This window comes from Variovorax sp. OK605, from assembly GCF_900115445.1.
Lineage (GTDB): Bacteria > Pseudomonadota > Gammaproteobacteria > Burkholderiales > Burkholderiaceae_C > Variovorax.
On record NZ_FOWL01000010.1, the window covers coordinates 204,509 to 223,187 of the forward strand.

Below are 18,679 nucleotides of genomic sequence, written 5' to 3' on the forward strand. Positions count from 1 at the left end.
GCCGTCACGCTTCGCCCGCTCCATGCATGGCGTAGAAGCGCGCGATGACGGCCTCGATCGCCAGGCCCTCGAGGCGAATGTCCTCGACCGCATGCTCGGCGGCGATGCGTGCGATGAGCGCGGGAGCCGTCGTCACCGCCGGGTCGAAGTCGAGCACCAATGTCTGGCCGTCGCGCGAATGCACCCTGGCGCCGGCCACCTGCAAGGGCAGTTGCGCGTCCTGCGCGAAGTCGACCACCAGCCGGCGCTCGGCCATCACCTGCGCGCGCAGCGCCTCGACCGGGCTGTCGGCCAGCACGCGGCCGTGGCCGATGATGATCACGCGCCGCGCCAGCGCCTCGATGTCGTGCATGTCGTGCGTGGTCAGCAGCACGGTGGTGCCGCGCTCCTGGTTGGCACGCCGCACGAAGTCGCGCACGGCCAGTTTCGAGGGCGCATCGAGCCCGATGGTCGGTTCGTCGAGGAACAGGATGTCGGGCTCGTGCAGCAGCGCCGCGGCAATCTCCGCGCGCATGCGCTGGCCCAGCGACAGCTGCCGCACCGGCTGGTCGAGCACGCGCTCCAGGTGCAGCAGCGCGACCAGTTCGTCGCGGGTGCGGCGGTAGCGCGCGGGGTCCACGCGGTAGATGTCGCGCAGCAGGTCGAAGCCGTCGCCCACCGGCAGGTCCCACCACAGCTGCGTGCGCTGGCCGAAGACCACGCCGATGCGCGCCACGTGGCGCTCGCGGTCGGCGAAGGGGTCGCGCCCGTCGACCGTCACGCGCCCGCCGTCGGGCCGCAGGATGCCCGCGAGGATCTTGATGGTGGTCGACTTGCCCGCGCCGTTCGGCCCGATGAAGCCCAGCAGCTCGCCGCGCTCGAGCGAGAACGACACGCCCGACAGCGCCTCCACCGTGCGGTGGCGGCGCTGCACGAGCCCGCGCAGCGCCCCCATCACGCCGGGGTCGCGCTCGGAGATGCGGTAGGTCTTGAGAAGTTGGTCGACGACGATATGGGACATGGAAGGCGCCGCACCGGCCTCGGTGACACGAGGCGGCAGTGGGGGGCGGGATGCTACACGAAAGCGCCTTGGGAAAGCGCGGTTGGGAAGCGCCGTTAGGATCGCGGCTCCCCACAGACTTCCTGCCGCGTTCCCGCCATGCCTTCGTCGTCGTCCCTGCCCTCCTCGCCCCATCACCTGTTGCCGCTGACCCGGTGGGAGGCCGCCGCGCGCCGCGCGCTCGTCGGCGTGTTCACCGACATCGACGACACGCTGACGCACGACGGCGCGATCACGCCCGATGCATTGCAGGCGCTCGGCAACCTCAAGGCCGCGGGCCTGTCCGTGGTGGCGATCACGGGCCGCCCCGTCGGCTGGAGCCTGCCGTTCGTGAACACCTGGCCGATCGACGCCATCGTGGCGGAGAACGGCGCGGTGGCGCTGCTGCCCCAGGCCGACGGACAGATCGAGAAGCGCTACCAGCAGGACGCCGCCACGCGCGCCATCAACTTCGCGCGCATGCAGGCCGTGCTCGCGCGCATCGAACGCGAGATCCCGGGCGCCGCGCGCGCCGCCGACTCGCCGGGCCGCGAGACCGACATCGCCATCGACCACAGCGAGTTCGTGCAGCTGAGCGACGCCACCATCGCGCAGGTGGTGGCGCTGATGCGCGGCGAAGGCATGCACGCCACCGTGAGCAGCATCCACATCAACGGCTGGTACGGCGACAACGACAAGCTCGAGGGCGCGCGCTGGATCACGCGCGAACTGTGGGACCGCAGGCTCGACGACGAGATGGACCGCTGGGCCTACGTGGGCGACTCGACCAACGACCAGCTGATGTTCCGCAGCTTCGCGCACAGCATCGGCGTGGCGAACGTGGCGCGCTTCGTGCCGCAGCTGGAGCACCTGCCGCGCTATGTGACGCTGGGCGAACGCGGCACCGGGTTTGCCGAAGCGGCACGCGCCGTTCTCGAAGCGCGCTGAGCATCGCGCCGCGGATGGCGCGGCAAAGAAACAACAAAGAAAAAACACGCGGACGAAAAAAAGCCCGCACGAGGCGGGCCGAAAAAGGAACGTTTGAAGGCCCCTTGGAGAAACGGGTGAAGACCTTCCTGGTTCAGAAGGCGTGGCGAATGCCGAACTCGTAGCCGGTCGACGTCCTGGCCTGCAATGCGGTGCCGTTGAACGCGGTGCTGTACGACGGTCCCGCGCCCACCGTGAGACCCGCGCCGTTCTTGTTGCTGACGCGCGCGATGGTCGCGTACAGCGCAGTGCGCTTCGACAGGTTGTGCACGTAGCCCAGCGCGAGCTTGTTCGCCGTGGGATCGGCGGCGTTGACGCCGAAGAGGGTCGGCACGCGGTTGAAGTCGTACTTCACGCGCGAATACGAAGCGCGGATCTGGCCCGGGCCGATCGGCACGGTCACGCCGATCAGGTAGCCGGCGAGGTCGACATCGGGCACCGTCGTGAAGGGATTCAACGGATCGCGCTGGTCCTTCGAACGCGAATACTCGCCGTACAGCTTGGCCACGCCGAAGTCGTAGGTCGCGCCGAGGTTGAAGGTCTTGATCTTGCCGGGACGCGCCACGGCGGCGGCACCGGTGCCGGTGGTGAAGCTCGTGTCGTTCTGCGCGTAGCTGGCAGCCACGTCGAGCGGGCCGGTCGCGTAGCCGAAGCGCCCGCCGATGTGGCGGCCGGTGTTCAGCGTGCCCGCGGTGGCGAAGCTGGCCGACGTGCGGGTGTTCTCGTGCAGCGCGTAGGCCACGTTGCCGTAGAAGCCGCCCAGGTTGCGCGGCAGGTAGTACTGCACCATGTTGCCGGCGCGCTTGTACGTGCTGTTGCTGCCGTAGCCGGTGCCCGACACGCTGGTTTCGTTGGCGTCGATGATCAGCGAGCCGCCGATGCCGGTGTCGCCGAACGGGTCGAACTGTTCTTCGTTCAGCACCGTGGTGGTCTTGTCGCGGCCCAGGCGGATCTCGCCGAAGCTGCCCGCCACGCTCACCGTCGAGCGGCGGCTGAAGCTGGCGACGCCGGTGGCGCCGTCGTCGTTGGTGATCGGGGCTTCGAGCCAGAAGCTGGCCGACAGCCCGCCGCCCAGGTCTTCCACGCCGCGGAAGCCGAGGCGGCTGGAACTCAGGCCCGAATTGGCCAGTTCGGTGCGGCTGGCCTTCACGCTGTAGCCGGTGCCGAACGCCGTCGACACACTCTTGTTCGAGACGTTGCGCACGGCGGCGTCGACCACGCCGAACAGGGTCACGGTCGATTGCGCCGATGCGGCACCGCACGCCGCGAGGGCGGCCAGAACAAGCAGGGATTTTTTCATTCGTATCACTCCAGGAAAGAGAAATGCCGCGCCGGCCTGCGGCGCGGCTGTCAAAAGCGCTCGGGCTTTATCGCCCCGAGACGATTCCGAGTGTTCTTTCCAGTGAAGACATACGAATTACATAGGGTTAGTACTTAAACCTCGAAGGGGTACGCGACTTGACACCCGCGCATCCTCGCGCACTGCCTCTCTCGATGGGTTACTCGCCGGACGGCGCAACGCGCGGCTGGCGGCGCAAGCCCGCCCACTGGCGCCAGGTACCGAAGGCCGCGATCAGCAGCAGCACCGCCGCATAGCCTTCCACCGTGTTCAGCAGCCCCACGGGCGCCACCAGGAAGCCCGCCAGCATCGCGGGCAGGCTGAACGCCAGGTAGCTCACCACGAAGATCGCCGCGAACAGCTCGCCGCGCTCGTGCGGCTGGGCCAGCGGCGCGAGCGTCTGCACCAGCGCCGAGAACGCGCCGCCGAAGCCCACGCCCGCCACCGCGGTGCCGACGAAGAACAGCGCGAGCGAGCGCGTGGCCAGCGACACGAGCAGCAACACCAGCCCCGCCGCCATGCTCGCCATGCCGACGATGGCCGGCCGCGGTGCGGCGAAGCGTCCGAGCAGCGTCGGTGCGAGAGCGCCCATGCCCGAGAGCACCGCGATCGTGAGGCCGTTGACCACGCCGTTGTCGATGCCGAACACATGCAGCATCAGCGACGGCGCCAGCGACAGGAACAGCCCGCCCAGCGCCCACACCGCGATGAACACCGGCAGCCCGCGCACGAACTCCGCCCGCGCCTTCGCGGGGATCGACACGCGCGGCACCAGCGAGGCGAGCGCGCCGGGGCGCGGCGTCACGGTTTCGGGCATCCACAGCACCACCGCCGCGCCCAGTGCAAACACCGCGCCCAGCACCCCGAACACCAGCACCACCGGTTGCACCGACAGCTTCACCGCCATGCCCGTCAGCAGTGCGCCCACGGCCAGGCCGGCCAGCGGCGACACGCTGGTGATCAGCGCACCCAGCCGCTTGCGCGAGGCCGGCGCGGCCTCGACCACGGCCGCGCTCAAGGCGCCGCTGGCGACGCCCGTGGCCACGCCCTGCACCACCCGCGCGACGATCAGCCCGCCGATGTCGTGCGCCAGCAGGAACAACCCCATCGCCACCGCCTGCAGCACCAGCGCCGCCAGCACCACCGGCCGCCGCCCGATGTGGTCGGACAGCGAGCCGGCCACCAGCAGCGAGAGCAGCAGCGCGATCGCATAGATCGCGAATGCCACCGTGAGCATCGACGACGAGAAATGCCATGCGTGCTGGAACACCACGAACAGCGGCGACGGCGCGCTGGCGGCGAAGAAGAACGCGAACAGCACGGCCGCCAGCAGCGCAAAGGCCACGCCTTGCGGCAGGCGCCTGGGCTTGGCGCGCGCAGCCACGGCGGCGGTGGCTGCAGTGCGGACGGCGAGATCGGGGCAGGTGGACGGCATGTCGGATCCTTAATGCAACTTTTTTTGCTTTTGCGATTCTAGACCTGCGAATCACCTAAAGCAAATATCTTTGCGTTAAAGTCCGAAACATGAACGACGCCTCTCTTGCCGCTCCTCTTCCCCACAAGCGGCCCGGCGGCCGCAGCGCGCAGGTGCAGGCGCTGGTGCGCACCGCCCTCGAGGAACTGGTGGCCGAGCAGGGCCGGGAACGGGTCACCGTGCCGGCCGTGGCCGAGCGCGCGGGCGTCAGCGCCTCCAGCATCTACCGGCGCTGGGGCGACCTGCAGGGGCTGCTGGCCGAAACGGCCACCCACAAGCTCGACCCGAACCGCCCGCTGCCCGACACCGGCGATTTGCGCGCCGACCTGGAAGCCTGGGCGCGCGAACTCATCGTGCATTTGGCACAGCCGTGCAACACCTCCTTGCTGAAAGCCGCGGCCGCGCTGGCCAACGGCGACTCGGACACGGACTGCCTGCGCAACCGCAGGAAGGAAGCGCTGGCGCTGGTGGAACAGGCACGCGCGCGTGGCGAGCGCGCCCCGGAGCCGCAGCAGGTGATCGATCACCTGATTGCGCCGATCGTGTTCAGGCTGGTGTTCGGGGGGGAGCCGGTGCAGCCGGTGTTGGCGGCGCGGCTGGTGGAGGAGCTGTTTGCGATCGGGGCGGCAAGCCGTTGAATCTGTGCGGTTTGCTATGCACGCGATGATCGACGTGTATAGAAAATCGAGTTTTCTATACATATCAGGCCTACCATGTATAGAAATCTTTAATTCCCATGCACATGCTTGCGCGCCTCGATCACCTGGATCCCGCCCGCTTCGACACGCCTGCGATTCTCAAGAAGCTCGCGAGTGCCAGCCGTCAGTTGGCTGAGCTCAAGGGCATTGCGGCTGCCATTCCCAATCAAGAGATCCTGATCAACACATTGGGGCTCAAGGAAGCCAAGGACAGTTCAGAAATCGAGAACATCGTCACGACCCACGACGAGCTGTTCAAGGACGATGTGTTGCCTGAAGCCTTTGCCAATCCGGCGGCCAAAGAGGTGCTGCGATACAGGCAGGCCCTGCGCGTGGGCTTCGAGCAAGTGCGCGAAAGCGGCCTGATCACCTCGAATCACATCGTCCATATCCAGTCCGAACTGGAGAGAAACAATGCCGGACTGCGCAAGCTGCCGGGAACCGCGCTGAAGGACAGGGCGGGCCGCGTTGTCTATATGCCGCCGCAGGATCCCGACGAGATCGTGACCTTGATGCGTGCACTCGAGCGCTTCGTCAACGAGGCCGAGCTGTTCGCCGTCGACCCCTTGATCAAGATGGCGCTCATCCATCACCAGTTCGAGAGCATCCACCCGTTCTACGACGGCAACGGTCGCACGGGGCGCATCCTCAATGTGCTGTATCTGGTGAAAGAACGGCTGCTCGACATTCCGGTGCTCTACCTGAGCAGTCACATCATGCGAACCAAGGCCGATTACTACCGGCTGCTGCAGGCCGTGCGAGACGACGACGCCTGGGAAGAGTGGGTGCTGTATCTGCTTGAAGCGGTGGAGCAAACAGCCGGCCAGACCATCGAAACCATCAACGCGATCAAATCCGCACTGTTCGACTACAAGCACCGCATTCGCGAAAGCTACCGGTTCTACAGCCAGGATCTGATCAACAACCTCTTCATGCATCCCTACACGAAGATCGAATTCGTGCAGCGCGACTTGCAGGTCTCACGCCTCACGGCCACCAAGTACCTCGACGCGCTGGTCGAGGGCGGCTTCATCCAGAAGCACAAGATGGGGCGCGGCAACTACTACGTCAACACAGTGCTCACGCCCATCCTGCAAGGCGGCAAATAGGCCGGCTCACTTCTCCTTCGCCAGCCCCAGCTTCTCGATCACCACCTTCTCGCGCACCACCGTGTCCTGCGCGAACTTGGTGTACGTCGCCGAGCTCATGTAGTTCGGCTGCATGTCGTAGCGCCCGAGCGAAGCCACGTAGCTCGGCTCTTCCATCGCCTGCTTGAACGCGTCGTGCAGCTTCTTCACCACCTCGGGCGGCGTGCCCTTGGGGGCGCCGATGCCGAAGGGCGAGTTCTGCACGATGTCGTACCCCAGCTCTTTCAGCGTCGGCGCGTCGGGGAACTTGGCCAGGCGCTTCTCGCCCCAGGTGTTCAGCACGCGCAGCTTGCCGGCCTCGACCTGCGGCGCGAAGCCGGTGCTGTCGGCGGCGGCCATCAGCTGGCCGCTGACCACGGCGAGCATCAGGTCGGCGCTGCCCTTGTAGGGCACGTGCTGCAGCTCGATGCCGGCCTTCTGCGCGACGATCTCGGTCGTCAGATGCGGGCTGGTCAGGTTGCCGGTGGAGCCGTAGGTCAGCTTGCCGGGGTTGGCCTTGGCGTAGGCGACGAAGTCGGCCCAGGTCTTGAAGGGGCTGTTGGCGGGCACCACGATGCCGAAGGCATAGCCGGTGACGTTCAGCACGTACGTGATGTCCTTCAGCGGGTCCCAGTTGATCTTGGTGGTGTAGCCCAGGCGGAACACGCCCAGCGGGATCTGCGCGACGGTGTAGCCGTCGGGCTGCGAGGTCTGCAGCGCCTGCGCGGGCAGCGTGCCGCCGGCGCCGGGCTTGTTGTCGATGATCACGGGCTGGCCGAGGATCTTGCTGGCGTTGTCGGCCAACTGGCGCATGGTGATGTCGGTCGGGCCGCCCGCCGGGAAGGCGATGACCAGCTTGATGGGCTTGGCGGGAAAAGCTTGCGCGAAAGCCGCCAGCGGAGAAACGAGGCCGCACGCGGCGAGCGTGGCGGCACAGAGGAAAGATGAGCGGCGCAGCATGGCTGACTGGATCCTGACTTGAAGAAGCGCCGATTGGGCCTTGCCGGGTCGGCAAAGGCAATCGGGGCTCCCCTGATTGCCCGCGGGAAACAAGGCCATTCCCGCGTTCCGAGTCGCCTGCGCGTCAGCGCATGACAGCGCATCCCCGCGCATCCCCGCGCAGGTCGGCAGCTACGCCTGCGCGAAGCCTTCCAGCACGTTCACCGCGTTCACGCCCACGTCGTCCACTGCGTAGCCGCCCTCGAACACGAACACGGTCGGCAGGCCGGCGCGCGCCAGGTCTTCGCCCATGCGCAGGTAGTCGTCGCTCCGGAGCTTGAAGCCGGAGATCGGGTCGCCCTCGAAGGTGTCGACGCCCAGCGAGACCACGAGCGCGCCGGCCTTCACTTCGGCGATGCGCGCCAGCGCGGTCTTCAGCGCGGCGCGCCAGGCCGTGAAGTCGGTGCCGCGCGGCAGCGGCAGGTTGTGGTTGAAGCCCTCGCCCTTGCCCGCGCCGCGCTCGTCGGCGTGGCCCAGGTAGTACGGGTAGTCGGTCAGCGGGTCGCCGTGCAGGCTCGCAAAGTGCACGTCGTCGCGGTCGTAGAAGATGGCCTGCGTGCCGTTGCCGTGGTGGTAGTCCACGTCGAGCACGGCCACGCGTTCGACACCCGCGTCGCGCAGTGCCTGCGCGGCGACGGCGGCGTTGTTGACGAAGCAATAGCCGCCGAAGAAATCGGCGCCCGCATGGTGCCCCGGCGGCCGCGTGAGCGCGAAGGCCGCGCGCTCGCCGCCGATGACGCGCTGCGCGGCGGTCCACGCGCAAGCGGCGCCGTGCCGCGACGCCGCCCAGCTGCCCGCCATCAGCGGCGTGCCCGCGTCGAACGAGAACAGCCCCATGCGCGCCGGAAAGCTTTTCGGCAGCACGTCGGTGCGCATGCCGCGCGTGGGCCAGTACGACGGCAACGCGTCGCGCGTCGCATTGGCCGGGTCCAGCGCCACCCACTCGTCCCAGGCATGCGCGATGAAGTCCAGGTAGCGCGGCGCATGCACCTTGGCCAGCAACGCTTCGTCGAAGGCATCGGCCGCCTGCAGCGGACCGAGCCTGCGGCGCTCCAGTTCATGCCTCACATGGTCGACGCGGGCGGGCACCTCGAAGCACGGCACGAGTTCGCCGCGGAACATCTCGACTTTGCCCTGGTGAAGAACGTGCCGGTCGTTGTAGATGGTGAGCATGGATCGGGAGAGGCCGGGCCGGCGGTGGTGAAGCCGCCCATCATGCCGCACGCCGCAGCACCGCCCGGCGCCTGCCCGAGGCCGTGAGGCCGAACAGGTCCTTCGGGTCGTCGAGCTCGGGCACCAGTGCGATCTGCTGGCCGATGCCGCGCTCGGTGGCGATGCGCTGGATGTAGCGCAGCGCCGTGTAGTCCTCCAGCGCGAAGCCCACCGAATCGAACAGCGTGACCTGGCGCGGACTCTCGCGGCCCGGCACTTCGCCCAGCAGCACGCGCCACAGCTCGTGCACCGGAAAGTCGGCCGCCACCTGCTGGATCTCGCCCTCCACGCGGGTCTGCGGCTCGTACTCGACGAACACGCGCGCCAGCCCCATCACGCCGGGGTGCAGCTCGGTCTTGCCGGGCGAGTCGCCGCCCACGGCGTTGATGTGCATCCCGGGCTCGATCATCTCGGGCGTGAGCACGGTCGCGTGGCCCTGGTAGGCGGTGATGGTGGTGACGATGTCGGCGCCGCGCACCGCTTCGGCCACGGAAGCGGCGCGCACGATGTCCAGCGGCGTGCAGGCCGAGAGATGGCGCACCAGCTTGTCGGTGGCGTGCGGGTCGGTGTCGAACACGCGCACTTCCTCGATGCCCAGCAGGGCGTGGAAGGCCAGCGCCTGGAACTCGCTCTGCGAGCCGTTGCCGATCAGCGCGAGGCTGCGCGAATCGGGCCGCGCCAGCGCCTTGGCGGCCATGGCCGATGTGGCGGCCGTGCGCAAGGCGGTGGTGAGCGTGAGCTCCGACAGCAGCACGGGGTACCCCGTGTCCACCTCGGCCAGCACGCCGAAGGCCATGACGGTCGGCAGCCCGACCTGCGTGTTGTGCGGATGGCCGTTGACGTACTTGAAGGCATAGGCGCCGTCGTCGGCCACGGGCATGAGCTCGATCACGCCCAGGTGCGAATGGCTGGCCACGCGCGCCTTCTTGTCGAACTCGCGCCATCGCAGGAAGTCGTCGCGCAGCGCGTCGGACAGCGCGGCGAGAAACTCCGCAACGCCGGTCTCGTCGACCAGGCGGACCAGGCTGTGAACATCGATGAAGCGGGTCATGACATGGCTCCTTGCGTAGCCCCGCCGCGGCGCTTCACCCTCTCGCATGTTCACTCCACCATGGCTGATTCAGGATGCGCCTGGGCCAAGGGTCGAAGTCATTGTGCGCCCGTTTGCACACGTTCGCGCGAGTTTGCGCGAACGTGGCGAGGCCCACGAAAGGCCTATGCATTCAGGTGGAAGGACACGTCCGCGAACGTGCCCCTCCCTGCGTCAGCGCGCCAGCACCGGCGCCAGCGCCACGCCCGTGTGCGTGCCCAGCCGCACCACCTCTTCCGGCGGTGCCGCGGCCACGATGCGCCCGCCCGCGTTGCCGCCTTCCGGCCCCAGGTCGATGATCCAGTCGGCCTCGGCGATCACGTCGAGGTCGTGCTCGATCACCACCACGCTGTGGCCGCCGTTCACCAGCCGGTGCAGCACGTGGATCAGCTTCTCGACGTCGGCCATGTGCAGGCCCACGGTCGGCTCGTCGAGCACGTACAGCGTGTGCGGCGCCTTCTGGCCGCGGCGGGTGATGTCGTCGCGCACCTTGCTGAGCTCGGTCACCAGCTTGATGCGCTGCGCCTCGCCGCCCGACAGCGTGGGCGACGGCTGCCCCAGCGTGAGGTAGCCCAGGCCCACGTCCTTCAGCAGCTGCAGCGGATGCGCGATGTTGGGCATGCTCGCGAAGAACTCGACGGCCTCGTCGACCTCCATCTTCAGCACGTCGCCGATGCTCTTGCCGCGCCAGCTCACGGCCAGCGTCTCGGGGTTGAAGCGCGCGCCGTGGCACACCTCGCAAGGCACCTTCACGTCGGGCAGGAAGCTCATCTCGATGGTGCGCACGCCCGCGCCTTCGCAGCCCGGGCAGCGGCCTTCGCCGGTGTTGAAGCTGAAGCGCGCCGGGCCGTAGCCGCGCGCCTTGGCCTCCAGCGTGTCGGCGAACAGCTTGCGGATGGTGTCCCAGAAGCCGATGTAGGTGGCCGGGCAGCTGCGCGGCGTCTTGCCGATGGGCGTCTGGTCGACCTCGAGCACGCGGTCGACGCTCTCGTAGCCCTCGACCTTCGTGCAGCCGGCCCAGGCCGGGCGCTTGCCCGCGGCGTCCGCGTCGCGGCCGGCCTTGGTCATGCGTTGCACCACGATGCCCTGCACGTTGGCCAGCAGCACGTCGCGCGCGAGCGTCGACTTGCCCGAGCCGCTCACGCCGGTGACCACCACCAGGCGGTGCAGCGGCAGCGTGGCGGTCACGTCCTGCAGGTTGTGCAGGTCGGCACCGTGCACGGTGAGCCATTGCCCGCTTTCCTCGGCCTTGGGGTCGGGCGACGGCACCAGGCGGCGCGCCTGCAGCGGGTGCTTGATGGCATCGCGCAGGTAGCGGCCGGTCTGCGAATCACCGGCGGCCTCGATGTCGGCCACCGAGCCTTCGGCCACCAGCCGGCCGCCGCGCTTGCCCGCGCTCGGGCCGATGTCGATGATGTGGTCGGCGCGGCGGATGGTGTCTTCGTCGTGCTCCACCACCACCAGCGTGTTGCCCTTGTCGCCGAGCTTGTGCAGCGCGTCGAGCAGGATCTGGTTGTCGCGCGCATGCAGGCCGATGGTCGGCTCGTCGAGCACGTAGCACACGCCCTGCAGGTTGCTGCCGAGCTGCGCCGCCAGGCGGATGCGCTGCGCCTCGCCGCCGGACAGCGTGGGCGCGCCGCGGTCGAGCGTGAGGTAGCCCAGGCCCACTTCTTCGAGGAACTCGAGCCGGCTCTTGATTTCCGGCACCAGGTCGCGCGCGATCTCGGCTTCGCGGCCCGACAACGTCAGCCCGTCGAACCACCGGCGCACCTCGGTCACGCTCATGCGCGCGAGTTCGGTGATGCCGATGCCGCTCAGGCCGTCGGCCGGCGAGGCGCCGAAGCTCACGGCGCGCGCCGTGGCGTTCAGGCGCGTGCCCTGGCAGGTCGGGCAGGCGGTGTCGGCCAGGTCCTCGATCTCGGGTTCGGCGAAGGTCTGCTCGCGGCCCTTGCTGTCGTCGTCGCGCACGGAGTCGTCGAACACCTTGCGCTGGTCCTTGCTGAGCTTCACGCCCGTGCCCACGCAGTCGGGGCACCAGCCGTGCTTGCTGTTGTAGCTGAACAGGCGCGGGTCGAGCTCGGCGTAGCTGGTGCTGCACACCGGGCAGGCGCGCAGCGTGGAGAACACGTTGACGCGGCCGATGCCCGCGGCGGACACGCCCGCCATCATGGCGGCGCGCAGGCCGCCGAGGTCGCTCAGCACGTGCAGCACGCCCTTGCCGTGCTCCAGCGCCTTGGTCAGTGCCTCGCGCAACTCGGTTTCCTTCGAGGGCAGCACGTCGAGGCTGGCCACCGGCAGCTCGATGCTGTGCTCCTTGAAGCGGTCGATGCGCGGGAAGCCGGTGGTCGGCAGAAAGTCGCCGTCCACGCGCAGGTGGGTGAAGCCGCGCGGGCGCGCCCAGTCGGCCAGCTCGGTGTACACGCCCTTGCGGTTGGTCACCAGCGGCGCGAGCAGGCCGATGTGCTGGCCCTTGAAATTGCGCATGAGCTGCGCGGCGATGCTGTCGGGCGTCTGCGGCTGCACGGCGGCGCCGTCGTGAATGCAGTGCTGGATGCCCAGCTTCACATACAGCAGGCGCAGGAAGTGCCACACCTCGGTGGTGGTGCCCACCGTGCTCTTGCGGCCGCCGCGCGACAGGCGCTGCTCGATGGCCACGGTCGGCGGAATGCCGTACACCGCGTCCACCTCGGGCCGGCCGGCTGGCTGCACGATGCTGCGCGCATAGGCGTTGAGCGACTCGAGGTAGCGGCGCTGACCTTCGTTGAACAGGATGTCGAAGGCCAGCGTCGACTTGCCCGAGCCGCTCACGCCGGTGACCACGCTGAACTTGCCGCGCGGAATGTCCACGCTGAGGTTCTTCAGGTTGTGCTCGCGCGCGTTGACGATCTCGATGGCGTTGGCGCCCGGCGCCGTCTTGGCCGTGGCGATGTAGCGGCGCGCGGCGCGCTCGGCCACCTTGTAGGCGTCGGGGCCGATGGCCAGCTCGTAGTCGGCCAGCGCGGCACCGGTGAGCGAGGCGCGGTTCTCGCGCATCTGCTCGGGCGTGCCTTCGGCCACCACCTGGCCGCCGCCCTCGCCGCCTTCGGGGCCGAGGTCGATCAGCCAGTCGCTCGCGCGGATCACGTCGAGGTTGTGCTCGATGACGATCAGCGAATGCCCAGCGTCGAGCAGCTTGCGCAGCGCGCGCATGAGCCGCGCGATGTCGTCGAAGTGCAGGCCGGTGGTCGGCTCGTCGAATAAAAAGAGCGTGCCCTTGCGCGCCAGCAGCTGCTTGCTCGACGTGGCGTTCTTCGCGGCTTCGGCCAGGAAGCCCGCGAGCTTCAGGCGCTGCGCCTCGCCGCCGCTGAGCGTGGGCACGGGCTGGCCGAGCTTCACGTAGTCGAGGCCCACGTCGGAGATGGGCTGCAGCACGCGCAGCACGTCGCGGTCGCCTTCGAACACGGTCGCCGCTTCGGCCACGGTGAGGTCGAGCACGTCGGCCACGTTGTAGCTCTTGCCCTTGCGCTCCACGCGCACCTCGAGAATTTCGGGGCGGTAGCGCTTGCCGTCGCAGTCGGGGCAACGCAGGTACACGTCGGACAGGAACTGCATCTCGACGTGCTCGAAGCCCGAGCCGCCGCAGGTCGGGCAGCGCCCGTCGCCGGAGTTGAAGCTGAACTTGCTCGCGGTGTAGCCGCGCTGGCGCGACAGGGCCGCCGTGGCGAAGATCTCGCGGATGGCGTCCCACGCGCCCACGTAGCTCGCGGGGTTGGAACGCGCCGTCTTGCCGATCGGCGACTGGTCGACGAAGACCACGTCGCCCAGGTGATCGGCGCCCAGCAGGCGGTCGTGCGCGCCGGGCGTTTCCGTGGCCTTGCCGAAGTGGCGCATGAGCGCGGGCGCCAGCACGTCCTGGATCAGCGTGGACTTGCCCGAGCCGCTGACGCCGGTGACGCACACCAGCCGCGCGAGCGGAAACTCGACGGTGACGTTCTTCAGGTTGTGCTCGCGCGCGCCTTCCAGGATGAGCCGGTGCGTGTTCTCGCTCACGAGCCGCTTGAAGCCCATGCCGATCTTCTTGCGCCCGCCCAGGTACTGGCCGGTGAGGGTGTCGGCATCGCGCAGCTGGTCGGTGGTGCCGTCGAACACGATCTGCCCGCCGCGCGCGCCGGGGCCGGGGCCCATGTCGATCACGCGGTCGGCGGCCAGCATCACGGCCGGGTCGTGCTCGACCACCACCAGCGTGTTGCCCGCGTCGCGCAGGCGCAGCATGGCCTCGGTGATGCGGTTCATGTCGCGCGGATGCAGGCCGATGCTGGGCTCGTCGAGCACGAACAGCGTGTTGACCAGCGAGGTGCCGAGCGCGGTCGTCAGGTTGATGCGCTGCACCTCGCCGCCGCTCAGCGTGCGGCTCTGGCGGTCGAGCGTGAGGTAGCCGATGCCGACGTCGTGCAGGTAGCGCAGGCGGGTGGTGATTTCCTCGAAGAGGAGCTTCAGCGCTTGCGCCTCGCCTTGTTGTCGTGCTCCTTCCCCCTCCGGGGGAAGGTTGGGATGAGGGCTCTCGGCCTCCACCACAGTCACGGCTTTTGCAGAGGCCGCGTGCCCCCACCCCTGCCCTCCCCCGGAAGGGGAGGGAGTCATGCCGCCGCGCATGCTGTCGAAGAACCTGCGCAGCCGCTCGATCGGCAACAGCATCAGGTCATGCAGGCAAAGCCCGGGCAAGGCTTCGAGCTGCGCACGCGTCCACTTCGCCCCCGTCGGCATGAATCGCTTCTCGGGCGGCAGCACCGCATCGGCGTCTTCCTTGCTGCCGATGCGCCAGATCAGGCTGTCGAGCTTCAGGCGCGCGCCGCTGCAGGTCGGGCACGGCGTGTAGCTGCGGTACTTGGACAAGAGCACGCGGATGTGCATCTTGTAGGCCTTGCTCTCCAGGTAGCCGAAGAAGCGGCGCACGCCGTACCACTGCTTGTTCCAGTTGCCTTCCTTGTAGTTGGGCGTGCCTTCGATCACCCAGTGCTTCTGCTCCTCGGTGAGCTTGTTCCAGGGCGTGTCGCGCGGAATGCCGGCGGCCTCGGCGTGGCGCATGAGGTCGTCCTGCGCTTCCTTCCAGGCGGGCGTCTGGATGGTCTTGATGGCGCCCGCGCGCAGCGTGAGCTTGTCGTTCGGAATCACCAGGCCCAGGTCGACGCCGATGACGCGGCCGAAGCCGCGGCAGGTGTCGCAGGCGCCCACGGCCGAGTTGAACGAGAACATCGACGGAATGGGGTCGGCGTAGCGGATGTCGCTCTCGGGGCAATGCAGGCCGGTGGAGAACTTCCACACGTCGGCCGGCGCGTTCTCGTCCGCACCTGCGGCGTGCACGGTGACGCGCCCGCTGCCGCGTTTGAGCGCCACCTCGATGGCCTCGACCACGCGCGCGCGCTCGGCGCTCGATGCGCGGAAGCGGTCGGCCACCACGTCGAGCACCTTGCGCGGACCGGTGGGCGTGGCCACCTCGCGCTCGGCCTGCACGCGCGTGAAGCCGCTGGCCGACAGCCATTGCGTCACTTCGTCGGCCGTGGTGGTGGCGGGCAACTCGACCGGGAAGGTGACCACCAGCCGCGGATCGCCCGCGGCGGCCGCGCGCTCGACGATCTGCGCATAGATGCTGTCGGGCGAATCGTGGCGCACCGGCAGCGCGGTTTCGCGGTCGAACAGGTTGGCCGCGCGCGCGAAGAGCAGCTTCAGGTGGTCGTTCAGCTCGGTCATGGTGCCGACCGTGGAGCGCGAGGAGCGCACCGGGTTGGTCTGGTCGATGGCGATGGCGGGCGGCACGCCCTCCACCTTGTCGACGGCCGGCTTGTCCATGCGGTCCAGGAACTGGCGCGCATAGGCGGAGAAAGTCTCCACATAGCGCCGCTGGCCTTCGGCGTAGAGGGTGTCGAAAACGAGACTGGACTTGCCCGAGCCGCTGGGCCCGGTGACCACGGTCATCTCGCCGGTGCGGATGTCGAGGTCGAGGTTCTGGAGATTGTGCTGGCGCGCGCCGCGAATCCGGATGGAGCCCTGTGTCATGAATGCCTTGAGGGGTGGGGCAAACATTCTAGGGAGTGGGCGATGACGGGCTTGTGCATTGCGTCACAAGGTCGGCCACTGCGCAGGGGTTTCTACGAATGGCATGAATGTCACTTCTGGAAACAAATACGACGTTTGTTTGCATCGGCTTCCCAATGGCCGCTGAATTGCCCCGAAAGGTTTCCATGACGAAGACGCGCACCCTTTGCGCTACCGCCCTGCTCGCGCTGCTGGCCATGACCGCCACGGGCGCGTCGGCCCAGATCCTCATCGGCCAGACCGCCGGCATGACCGGCTCGGTGGCCGCGAGCGTGAACGAGACCATCGGCGGCGCGCAGCTGGTGATCGACGCGGCCAACGCCCAAGGCGGCATCCACGGCGAGAAGATCGAGGTGATCCGCATGGACGACGCCTTCGACGTGAAGCGCGCCGGCGACAACGCCCGCGCGCTGATCGAGGACAAGAAGGTGCTCGCGCTCTTCATGAGCCGCGGCACGCCGCACTCGCAGGCCATCGTGCCGTGGCTCGACAAGTACGACGTGGCGCTCGTCGGCCCCTCGACCGGCGCGATGGTGCTGCACAAGCCGCTGCAGAAGCACGTGTTCAACGTGCGCGCCACCTACCAGCGCGAGGCCGAGAAGGCGGTGCAGCACCTGCTGACCATCGGCCTCACGCGGATCGCCGTGGTGCACGTGACCGACTCGTTCGGCACCGACGCGCTCGAAGGCGCCATGGCCGGCTTCACCAAGGGCAAGGCCAAGCCGATCGTGACCATCCCGGCCGACCGCGACAAGCCCGACTACAAGGCGATCGTGCCCGCCATCAAGGGCGCCGAGGCGCAGGCCGTGGTGTGGATCGGCTCGGGCGTCGCGGTGGTCGACGGCATCAAGGCGCTGCGCGCCGCGGGCTCGGCGGCGCAGGTGGTCACGCTGTCGAACAACGCGTCCTCGGGCTTCATCAAGCAGTTGGGCGACGCCAGCAAGGGCGTGATCGTCACGCAGGTGTTCCCGAGCGAGCGCGCCATCGGCCAGCCGATGGTGAAGGAAGCGCTGGCCCTCGCGCAGGCCAAGGGCCAGGCGGAACTCTCGCCGGCCGCGCTCGAGGGCTTCGCCTCGGCCAAGGTGCTGGTGGAGGCCCTGCGCCGCGCGGGGCCCAAGCCCACGCGCGCCAGGATGGTCGCCGCGCTCGAGAGCATCCGCAACTACGACCTGGGCGGCGGGCTGGAGGTGAGCTATTCGCCGCAGGACCACAGCGGCATCGACTTCGCGGACCTGTCGATCATCAGCGACGGGCGCTTCAAGCGCTGAGCCCCTTCTTCCAGGCTTTTTTCGCAACGGCCCGCCGGCATTCCGGCGGGCCGTTTGCTTTCGAGGGCCTGCAGGAGCCTTGGAAACCTTGGTTTGACAGGGTTTGCGCGAGCTAGCGGCCGGTCACGTTCAGCAACACATTACACACCTGCTGACACCAGCACCCGCTCCTTGGAAAGGCTTTGCTCGATGAAGAAGACGTTGACGTCCTGCGCCGCGGCGCTCCTGCTGGCCATGGCGGCGCCCGGCGTGCAGGCCCAGATCGTGATCGGCCAGTCGGCCGACCTGTCGGGCCCGGTCGCGGCCAGCGTGAAGGAAACCATTGCCGGCTCGCAGCTGGTGATCGACGCGGTCAATGCGCAGGGCGGCATCAACGGCGAGCAGATCGAGGTGATCCGCATGGACGACGGCCTCGACGCCAAGCGTTCGCTGGAGAACACCCGCGTGCTGATCGAAGACAAGAAAGTGGTGGCGCTGCTGCTGAACCGCGGCACGCCCAACACGCTGGCGGTGATTCCGCTGCTCGACAAGTACGGCGTGGCGCTGGTCGGCCCGTCAACCGGCGCGATGGCGCTGCACAAGCCCGTGCAGAAGAACATCTTCAACGTGCGCTCGACCTACCAGCGCGAGGCCGAGAAGGCGGTGCAGCACCTGCAGACCACCGGCATCCAGCGCATTGCCGTCGTGCAGGCCGACGACTCGTTCGGCAAGGACGCGATGGAAGGCGCGAGCAAGGGCTTCGAGAAGGCCAACCTCAAGCCGGCCGTGGTGGCGCTGGCCGACCGCAACAAGCCCGACTACGCGGCCATCGTGCCGCAGCTGACCAAGGCGAACGCGCAGGCGGTGCTGTGGATCGGCTCGGGCACGGCGGTGACCGACGGCATCAAGGCGCTGCGCGCCGCGGGCTCGGCGGCGCAGATCATCACGCTGTCGAACAACGCGGCCTCGGGCTTCATCAAGGAACTGGGCTCGGCCAGCGCGGGCGTGATCATCACGCAGGTGCTGCCCTACGAACGCGCGGCGGCGCACCCGCTCATCAAGGAGGCGATGACGCTGGCCAAGGCCAAGGGCCAGACCGAGCTGTCGCCCGCGCTGCTCGAAGGCTTCGTGGCCACCAAGGTGCTGGTGGAGGCGCTGCGCCGCACCGGGCCCAAGCCCACGCGCGCCAAGCTGATCGCCACGCTCAACGCCTTCCAGTACGACCTGGGCGGCGGCCTCGACGTGAGCTACTCGCCCACGGACCACACGGGCATCGACTACGTCGACCTGTCCATCGTGAGCGACGGCAGGTTCAAGCGCTAGGGTTCGCCCCCCGTTTCTCCGTGCCCCCCGGCCAGCGCCTTGCTTCGGCGCCGCGGCCGGCGTTCTACCTGGGCGCCGCGGCCGGGGTTCTAC

Annotated in this window: 12 protein-coding genes; 5 read left to right on the forward strand and 7 right to left on the reverse strand. The window is 68.4% G+C overall.

The window, feature by feature from the left end; genetic code table 11:
- Nucleotides 1-4: 4 nt before the first annotated feature.
- The gene (locus BM013_RS25850) at nucleotides 5-1,000 is read right to left on the reverse strand and encodes an ABC transporter ATP-binding protein (RefSeq protein WP_093130512.1); all 996 of its coding nucleotides are present in this window, start codon (nucleotides 998-1,000) and stop codon (nucleotides 5-7) included.
- A gap of 138 nt (nucleotides 1,001-1,138) precedes the next feature.
- Here BM013_RS25850 and BM013_RS25855 point away from each other — a divergent pair, with 138 nt between their 5' ends.
- Complete coding sequence (locus tag BM013_RS25855) at nucleotides 1,139-1,966, forward strand: HAD-IIB family hydrolase (protein WP_093130513.1); 828 nt, start codon at nucleotides 1,139-1,141, stop codon at nucleotides 1,964-1,966.
- Between the two features lie 133 nt (nucleotides 1,967-2,099).
- Here BM013_RS25855 and BM013_RS25860 read toward each other — a convergent pair whose 3' ends face one another.
- Both BM013_RS25860 and BM013_RS25865 read right to left on the reverse strand, forming a co-directional pair.
- Entirely contained in the window at nucleotides 2,100-3,305 is a 1,206-nt protein-coding gene (locus tag BM013_RS25860; protein WP_093130514.1) for a porin, read from the reverse strand.
- A 199-nt stretch (nucleotides 3,306-3,504) separates the two neighbouring features.
- A complete protein-coding gene (locus BM013_RS25865; protein WP_093130515.1) occupies nucleotides 3,505-4,779 on the reverse strand; it encodes an MFS transporter in 1,275 nt (424 codons plus the stop codon).
- 89 nt (nucleotides 4,780-4,868) lie between these two features.
- On the opposite strand from BM013_RS25865, the gene BM013_RS25870 reads away from it, so the two are divergent.
- Together BM013_RS25870 and BM013_RS25875 are read left to right on the forward strand one after the other, a co-directional pair.
- Nucleotides 4,869-5,456: a TetR/AcrR family transcriptional regulator gene (locus tag BM013_RS25870; protein ID WP_093130516.1), complete on the forward strand. Its 588-nt coding sequence runs from the start codon at nucleotides 4,869-4,871 to the stop codon at nucleotides 5,454-5,456.
- Between the two features lie 98 nt (nucleotides 5,457-5,554).
- A complete protein-coding gene (locus tag BM013_RS25875) occupies nucleotides 5,555-6,625 on the forward strand; it encodes a Fic family protein (RefSeq protein ID WP_093130517.1) in 1,071 nt (356 codons plus the stop codon).
- 6 nt (nucleotides 6,626-6,631) lie between these two features.
- On the opposite strand, the gene BM013_RS25880 is transcribed toward BM013_RS25875, so the two are convergent.
- From BM013_RS25880 to uvrA, 4 genes are all read right to left on the reverse strand, one after another.
- Nucleotides 6,632-7,603 carry a Bug family tripartite tricarboxylate transporter substrate binding protein gene (locus BM013_RS25880; protein ID WP_093130518.1) on the reverse strand — a complete coding sequence of 324 codons (972 nt, stop codon included), beginning with the start codon at nucleotides 7,601-7,603 and terminating at the stop codon, nucleotides 6,632-6,634.
- Between the two features lie 171 nt (nucleotides 7,604-7,774).
- Nucleotides 7,775-8,815 (reverse strand): histone deacetylase family protein, encoded by a 1,041-nt coding sequence (locus tag BM013_RS25885; protein ID WP_093130519.1) that lies wholly within the window; start codon nucleotides 8,813-8,815, stop codon nucleotides 7,775-7,777.
- Between the two features lie 40 nt (nucleotides 8,816-8,855).
- Nucleotides 8,856-9,905, reverse strand: coding sequence for an ornithine cyclodeaminase (locus BM013_RS25890; RefSeq protein WP_093130520.1), 1,050 nt, complete (start codon nucleotides 9,903-9,905; stop codon nucleotides 8,856-8,858).
- 213 nt (nucleotides 9,906-10,118) lie between these two features.
- Nucleotides 10,119-15,977 carry an excinuclease ABC subunit UvrA gene (uvrA, locus tag BM013_RS25895; RefSeq protein WP_093130521.1) on the reverse strand — a complete coding sequence of 1,953 codons (5,859 nt, stop codon included), beginning with the start codon at nucleotides 15,975-15,977 and terminating at the stop codon, nucleotides 10,119-10,121.
- 185 nt (nucleotides 15,978-16,162) lie between these two features.
- Here uvrA and BM013_RS25900 point away from each other — a divergent pair, with 185 nt between their 5' ends.
- Together BM013_RS25900 and BM013_RS25905 are read left to right on the forward strand one after the other, a co-directional pair.
- Nucleotides 16,163-17,284 (forward strand): ABC transporter substrate-binding protein, encoded by a 1,122-nt coding sequence (locus BM013_RS25900; protein ID WP_093130522.1) that lies wholly within the window; start codon nucleotides 16,163-16,165, stop codon nucleotides 17,282-17,284.
- A gap of 189 nt (nucleotides 17,285-17,473) precedes the next feature.
- Complete coding sequence (locus BM013_RS25905) at nucleotides 17,474-18,586, forward strand: ABC transporter substrate-binding protein (protein ID WP_093130523.1); 1,113 nt, start codon at nucleotides 17,474-17,476, stop codon at nucleotides 18,584-18,586.
- The last annotated feature ends 93 nt before the right edge of the window (nucleotides 18,587-18,679 follow it).